This is a genomic window from Neisseria sp. HMSC067H09 (assembly GCF_001814135.1).
Classification (GTDB): domain Bacteria; phylum Pseudomonadota; class Gammaproteobacteria; order Burkholderiales; family Neisseriaceae; genus Neisseria.
Genome location: NZ_KV814923.1, coordinates 25,862 through 32,704, shown reverse-complemented (window position 1 = coordinate 32,704; position 6,843 = coordinate 25,862). Strand labels below are relative to the sequence as shown.

Here is a 6,843-nt window from a genome sequence, read left to right as displayed (position 1 = left end):
TGAAACCGTAAATCTGGTTTCAGACGACCTTTTTTATCAGCATTTCCGATTTGGATTGACGATATAGCCGACTGCTTAGTTCATCATTCGTACGCGGGAATGACCGAGATAATAGATACCGTGAGATCTTTGCAATAACATGAGTTATTAAAATTTTATGCTCAATACCATTTTCAAAATGAAGAACCTCCCTGATTGCTTCTACTTTGTTTCTCAATATCAAAAAGGTTTTAGCCAATTGAAAATTTTTTAGCACATTTTTATGCGTCAAATTTTGTTAACAGACTATTTTTGCAAAGGTCTCACCGTATCAAAAACCAAACGGATCTTTATACCGATTGCTGATTTGCTGTTTTTCAGTCGGTAAAGAAGGTATGCGCGCCTAGATAATTCTTCGCGTAAAACGGGCTGGAAAGTTTTTCGGTTTTAATGGTTTTGCCGCTGCTTGGCGCATGGATGAATTCACCGTTGCCGATGTATAGGCCGACGTGCGAATATTTGTTCGCGCCGCCTGTGTTGAAGAAAACGAGATCGCCTGCCTTAAGGCGGCTGTCGGGGATTTTACGGCTGGCCGCCGCCATATCGCGGGCGGTGCGCGGCAGGCTGACACCGAGGGCGTTTTTATAGACAAATTGAATCATGCCGCTGCAATCAAAACCGGTAGAAGTAGTGCTGCCGCCCCATTTGTACGGCATACCGATAAGGCCCATGCTGTGCAACATCAGCTCTTGCGAACCTTGGGTGTGATCGATATTGCTGATGCGGACGAGTTGGACTTTTCGGGCAGAAGCGTGGGTTTTGGCCGTCGGACGGTGTTTGCCTGTTGAGAAGCCGCATGAGGCAAGAAAAGGGATTAAGGCGGCGGTCAGGATAGTTTGAAATATGTGTTTCATGATGGTTAACCTTTATGGGTAACACTGATTGTAGTCTTTTTGAGGTCGTCTGAAACCTGAATTTCAACGGTTTTCAGACGACTCTTTTTCATTTATTCGTCTTCTGTTTTACTCATTGTCAGCCAGTCCCAAAAGTTTTCGCTCCATTTGCCGATGCGGTAGAGGAAGAGGGCGTAGCTTTCTTGGAGCAGGAATTTGTTTTTTTCCTTGCTTTGGTCGAACCGCGTGGTCGGCGTGGCGGAGATGTAGGCTTCGATGTCGAGGTCGGAGGCGATTTCGAGGGCGCGGGCGAGGTGGTAGGGGTCGCTAACGATGATGATGCTTCCGATGCCTTCGGCGCGCAATATCGGGCGGATGTTGCGGATGTTTTCGTAGGTGTTGCGCGAGGTATTTTCAAAGAGGATGTTGTGCGCGGGTATGCCTTGCTTGAGGGCGTAGCGCCGACCGACTTCGGCTTCGGTCATGTAGCCTTTTTTGGGTGTTCCGCCGGTAAAAACGATTTTTTCGACGCGGTGGCTTTGGTAGAGGGTGATGGCGTGGTTGATGCGTTCGCGGAAGATGGGCGAAGGCCGTTTGTCCCATGCGGCGGCGCCGAGCACGAGGGCGGCATCGGCGCGGACATGACCGGGCAGGGGCTGCGAGCCGGTGTGGTACACCTGCCATGCGCCCTCGCCGAATATGCCGAGTACCAGCAGGATACTCAGACCTATGCCGCGAAAGAGGTAGTAGCGCAAGCCGTTGCGGCTGCGGAACAGGGAAATCATGTAGGGACGGCCTTCCCGCGCTTCAGTCCAACAGGGCTTCGATGTTTTCGAGCGGTCTGCCGATGGCGGCTTTGTCCTGTGTGGTCAGGATGGGGCGTTCGAGCAGGGCGGGGTGGGCGGCGATGGCTTCGAGCAGGGCTTGGTTGTCGAGGTCGGGTTTGTCCAAACCGAGTTCTTTGTACAAGTCGTCTTTGACGCGCATCATGCCGCGTACGGACTCTAAGCCCAGCTTGGCGAAAATGTCTTTCAGTGTCGCCAAGTCGGGCGGAGTGTCGAGGTATTTGACGACTTCGGCTTTGATGCCGCGCGCTTCGAGCAGGTCGAAAGCGGCGCGTGATTTGCTGCAACGCGGATTGTGGTAGAGCGTGAATTCAGACGACATAGGGTTCTCCAATGTTTTTAGATTTTGCTGATGGGCTTTATTATCGGCTGCCTTGGCAATTTCCTCAACTTATCACCCAATAATCGTCATTTTTTACCGCTAAAATCCAACATCTTCATTTTCTCCATAGACAGTACGCTGAAAGGGGTTACAATGCGTTCATCTGATTGATGCAAAGGATGGAACTTATGAAAAAATTATTGCTTGCCTCTGTTTTGATGACTGCCGCCCTGTCTGCCCCTGCGTTTGCCGCCGACCCGCTGGCAGGCTGGAACGACAACAAGCCGCAAAGCCTGCAATCGCTCAAAGCCCCCGTGCGCGTGGTGAACCTGTGGGCGACCTGGTGCGGTCCGTGCCGTAAGGAAATGCCCGCCATGTCCGCTTGGTACAAAGCGCAGAAAAAAGGCAGCGTCGATATGGTCGGTATCGCGTTGGATACATCCGACAACATCGGCAAATTCCTGAAACAAACCCCTGTCAGCTATCATGTTTGGCGCTATACCGGTGCGGACAGCCGCAATTTCATGAAGTCTTACGGCAACAACGTCGGCGTATTGCCGTTCACCGTCGTCGAAGCTCCAAAATGCGGCTACAAACAAACCATCACCGGCGAAGTCAACGAAAAAAGCCTGACCGCCGCCGTCAATGCGGCTAAAGAGAAATGTAAATAAGTCGGGCTGAAACCGATGTGGAAGGTCGTCTGAAAACGGATACGGCGGGTTTGATTGAAACGCCGAAATCCTTTTCAGACGACTTTTTGACATGTGGATAAGTATTTCAGCATTTCGCAAACGTGACAATCACACTTGTAATATTGTGTTGTAAAGCCGTCAGTCCGACGCTTTGCCTACCGCCGTCCATATCTGAGCAAACTATCAAAAAAACGCCGAAATCTTTATAATTCGGCACATATCCTATTTTTCAGACGACCTATCTCCGATAGCGCATCCTTTTGTGGATTAACTGTGGATAATTTTGTCCTGACCCCTTTCCAGGAATACCTTATGATCCGTTTCGAACAAGTTTCCAAAACCTATCTCGGCGGTTTTGAAGCCCTGAAAAACGTCAGCTTCCAAATCAAAAAAGGCGAAATGATATTTATCGCCGGCCATTCCGGCTCCGGCAAGTCCACCATCCTCAAGCTGATTTCCGGTATTACCAAGCCCAGCAAAGGCAAAGTGTGGTTCAACAACCAAGACTTGGGCGAATTGAGCGACAACCAAATCGGCTTCATGCGCCAGCATATCGGTATCGTGTTCCAAGACCACAAAATCCTCTATGACCGCAACGTCCTGCAAAACGTCATCCTGCCGCTACGGATTATCGGTTATCAGCCGCGCAAAGCCGAAGAACGCGCCCGCATCGCCATTGAAAAAGTCGGCTTGAAAGGCCGCGAATTGGACGATCCCGTAACACTCTCAGGCGGAGAACAGCAACGCTTGTGTATCGCCCGCGCCGTCGTCCACCAACCCAGCCTCCTGATTGCCGACGAACCCTCCGCCAACCTTGACCGCGCCTACGCGCTCGACATCATGGAATTGTTCAAAACCTTCCACGAAGCAGGAACCACCGTCATCGTCGCCGCCCATGACGAAACCCTCATGGCAGACTACGGCCACCGCATCCTGCGCCTCTCGAAAGGACGACTCGCATGAGCATCATCCACTACGTCTCGCTGCACGTCGAATCCGCGCGCACTGCGCTCAAACAGCTCCTGCGCCAACCCGTCGGCACGCTGCTCACCCTACTGATGCTCGCCGTCGCCATGACCCTGCCGCTTTTCATGTATTTGGGCATCCAAAGCGGGCAAAGCGTTTTAGGCAAGCTCAACGAGTCGCCGCAAATCACCCTCTATATGGAAACCGATGCTTCCAAAGCCGACAGCGATACCGTCCGCAACCTGTTGGAACGTGATGCCCGCCTCAACAAAATCCGTTTCATCAGCAAGCAGGAAGGCTTGGAAGAGCTGCAATCCAACCTCGATCAAAACCTCGTTTCCATGCTCGACGGCAACCCCTTGCCCGACGCATTTATCGTAACGCCCGATCCCGCTACGCCGCCCGCACAAATGCAGGCGATTTATCAGGATATGGTCAAGCTGCCCATGGTCGAATCCGCCACCATGGACACCGAATGGGTGCAAACGCTGTATCAAATCAACGAGTTCATCCGCAAAATTTTATGGTTTCTTTCACTGACGCTGGGCATGGCGTTCGTCTTGGTCGCGCATAACACCATCCGTCTGCAAATCCTCAGCCGCAAAGAAGAAATCGAAATCACCAAGCTGCTCGGTGCGCCCGCATCGTTCATCCGCCGCCCCTTCCTCTATCAAGCCATGTGGCAGAGTATCTTCTCCGCCGCCGTCAGCTTGGGGCTGTGCGGCTGGCTGCTCTCCGCCGTGCGCCCGTTGGTAGATGCCATCTTCAAACCCTACGGGCTTAATATCGGCTGGCGTTTCTTCTATTTCAGCGAAGTTTCGCTGGTGTTTGGCTTCGTCATTGCCCTAGGCGTCTTCGGTGCATGGCTTGCCACCACGCAACATCTGTTGGGCTTTAGAGCTAAGAAATAAAATCATTGGATTGAAGCAAAGGCAAAAGGTCGTCTGAAACTCTAAAACAAGGTTTCAGACGACCTTTGATTGGCTGCCATTTATCGTATAAGGAAATAATATGCAGGGAAATCTACTCAACTAATTATCATGATGTGCTGTTAACTTGATTAGGCGCGGTTGGCATCAGTAAAATTCAAACTCTGTTGTGCGCTTTGAAGAAAAATATCCTATTTTTTGAATCATCTTTTTAGCATTCTTAGGTAAGCTTTGAAAGGACAAAAAGCTGTTTATGACTATTTTTCAGACGACTTTTTATTTACCCCTCTATCTATAAGGAAACAAACATGACCCTTATCCAGATGAACCGCTTAATTTTCCGGCTTCTTCTTTTGTTTTCCGCTCTTTCACTGTCTGCTTGCCCGCAGCCATCTAAATATCCGAAAGAAAAAAGTAAAATCAACCCTCTATCTCCCAATTACAAAGTTGGAGGAGTATTACCACCGGTTTATGATGCTCCTGATATTATCGGCACTTTGGGTGGAGCACGTGTCCGCATGGTGGATTATACAGTGCAGGATGTGATGTATGCAGATACCCCATCACCGTTTGCCAAAGAATGGATAGACTACCAAGCCCCCCCGCGCACCTACGATTCTAAAATTACATCTATGGGGTTTTATATGAACCATAATACGGGAAGGATTAGGGATACCCGTAATGACGGAGATTTCTACGAAGAAGAAAATCAGCCTGCTTCGCCTTGGGTGTTAGTTGGAATAGAGAGTAACAATGAGATTATGAATCGTCCTGATTTTTTAGATACGTTTTTAAATAGGGATTTGGAAGAGAAACCTGAGCTGCCGTCTTACCATTATGTCAAAATTTCAGAAACCCTATATGGATTGCAACAGTATATCGTTCCTGGTACCGATCCAAAAACCGGTAAACCGTACCGTTTTGAAAACTTTGAATCTGATGATTTGTTTATCGCAAGAGATAAAAGCGGTCATGTCCGAAGCTATATCAAGTGCTCTAACAAAGATGTACCTAATCCCCCATGTCGCCATCGCTTCAAATTTATGAACGGTATCCAAGTTACAATAGATTTACTTTACAGCCGTCAAAGGTTATATGACTGGCAAAAACTGGAAAAACAGTCAGCAGACATAATCCTTGGATTTACACACACGGCAGAAAATGATCCAGTTAACATTCAATCATCAAGCAATAGGAGTAAATAATCATGCGTGCAGTTCTTTCTTCACAAGATATTGACCGATATAGGAAACAAATTAATCAGAATGGTATTACCGGTGTGGTCAAAGTCTATACCGAACTATTGGATAAGGGATACGATTACGCAGGCTGGGCAAAAGGTGTTGCTGCCGCCGATACAGTTACAGGAAGAGCTGCTATTTTGTTTATGAAGAATACTTCGGGTAAACAGTTTAGTAAGGAAGAGCTGAATGGCATACGTGTTGATATGGCTAAAGGTTATTTGGACGCTTTAGAACAAAATATTAAAAAAGGAGAGAATCGTTCAGATATTAGTTTTGAGCAAGCCCGGAAATTTCACGGAGAGGTATTTAAAAAACATAGTTTGAGCTTAAACAACTGGACTCTAGAAGTACCTATGCGGTTGATTGGAAATTACGAAGGAGGTAAACAAGCTCAAGAAGCAGCTTGGCAGCGTATTATGAAAACGCAAGGTGATTATGTGGACGCTTTGGCGGTTAGTAACGATTTATCAACGAAAGTATCGGACTATTCTGACGGCTATTACTATAAAAACCGAGGTGGTAGCGTAATTTCTGACCATGAGTATCAAACTTCCAATTTTGCGATAAATACCAAGCATAAAGTTAGTGAAATCGATAAACAGTTGGCACAAGAATGGGTACGCAACATTTCCATTATTAGGCCATTTTTTATGAGCGAAAATCAACGCGAACAGCCGTATCAATACGCACAGACAGATATTGCCAAACCGGCCCTGCGTATCGAAGATATGCCGCAATACGCGCAAAACATCTACCATCAGGGAAAAGAATGTTTCGTTGATTTTTGTCGACATGAAAACATCCAGTATCGTGAGGAAGATTTGGACAGGATTGGCATGTCGATGGCGGCGGCAGGTTACGCACAAGGGCTGCGCGGCGTATCGCTGATTGATGTTGACGAACGCACCAGGGAAATCAGTATCGCCCACGAATCTCCCAACCTGAATGAGGCGGTGGTCAATATGGATAAGGC

Annotated in this window: 7 protein-coding genes and 1 pseudogene; 5 read left to right on the top strand and 3 right to left on the bottom strand. The window is 48.3% G+C overall.

The window, feature by feature from the left end; genetic code table 11:
• Positions 1 to 356: 356 nt before the first annotated feature.
• From HMPREF2954_RS07725 to arsC, 3 genes are all read right to left on the bottom strand, one after another.
• Positions 357 to 893 carry a C40 family peptidase gene (locus tag HMPREF2954_RS07725; RefSeq protein WP_045074032.1) on the bottom strand — a complete coding sequence of 179 codons (537 nt, stop codon included), beginning with the start codon at positions 891 to 893 and terminating at the stop codon, positions 357 to 359.
• Positions 894 to 985: 92 nt separating this feature from the next.
• Positions 986 to 1,657 (bottom strand): YdcF family protein, encoded by a 672-nt coding sequence (locus tag HMPREF2954_RS07720; RefSeq protein ID WP_045074030.1) that lies wholly within the window; start codon positions 1,655 to 1,657, stop codon positions 986 to 988.
• A 22-nt stretch (positions 1,658 to 1,679) separates the two neighbouring features.
• Entirely contained in the window at positions 1,680 to 2,039 is a 360-nt protein-coding gene (gene arsC, locus HMPREF2954_RS07715) for an arsenate reductase (glutaredoxin) (RefSeq protein WP_003761047.1), read from the bottom strand.
• A 188-nt stretch (positions 2,040 to 2,227) separates the two neighbouring features.
• On the opposite strand from arsC, the gene HMPREF2954_RS07710 reads away from it, so the two are divergent.
• The 5 genes and pseudogenes from HMPREF2954_RS07710 to HMPREF2954_RS07690 all read left to right on the top strand — a co-directional run.
• Positions 2,228 to 2,710: a TlpA disulfide reductase family protein gene (locus tag HMPREF2954_RS07710; RefSeq protein ID WP_003775962.1), complete on the top strand. Its 483-nt coding sequence runs from the start codon at positions 2,228 to 2,230 to the stop codon at positions 2,708 to 2,710.
• A gap of 333 nt (positions 2,711 to 3,043) precedes the next feature.
• Complete coding sequence (gene ftsE, locus HMPREF2954_RS07705; protein WP_045074026.1) at positions 3,044 to 3,694, top strand: cell division ATP-binding protein FtsE; 651 nt, start codon at positions 3,044 to 3,046, stop codon at positions 3,692 to 3,694.
• On the top strand, positions 3,691 to 4,608 hold the full coding sequence (gene ftsX / locus HMPREF2954_RS07700) for a permease-like cell division protein FtsX (RefSeq protein WP_045074024.1): 918 nt from the start codon (positions 3,691 to 3,693) through the stop codon (positions 4,606 to 4,608). The genes ftsE and ftsX overlap by 4 nt, the downstream gene beginning before the upstream one ends.
• A gap of 326 nt (positions 4,609 to 4,934) precedes the next feature.
• Complete coding sequence (locus tag HMPREF2954_RS07695) at positions 4,935 to 5,831, top strand: hypothetical protein (RefSeq protein WP_045074022.1); 897 nt, start codon at positions 4,935 to 4,937, stop codon at positions 5,829 to 5,831.
• Between the two features lie 2 nt (positions 5,832 to 5,833).
• A pseudogene (locus tag HMPREF2954_RS07690) lies at positions 5,834 to 6,843 on the top strand (hypothetical protein); the annotation flags it as partial.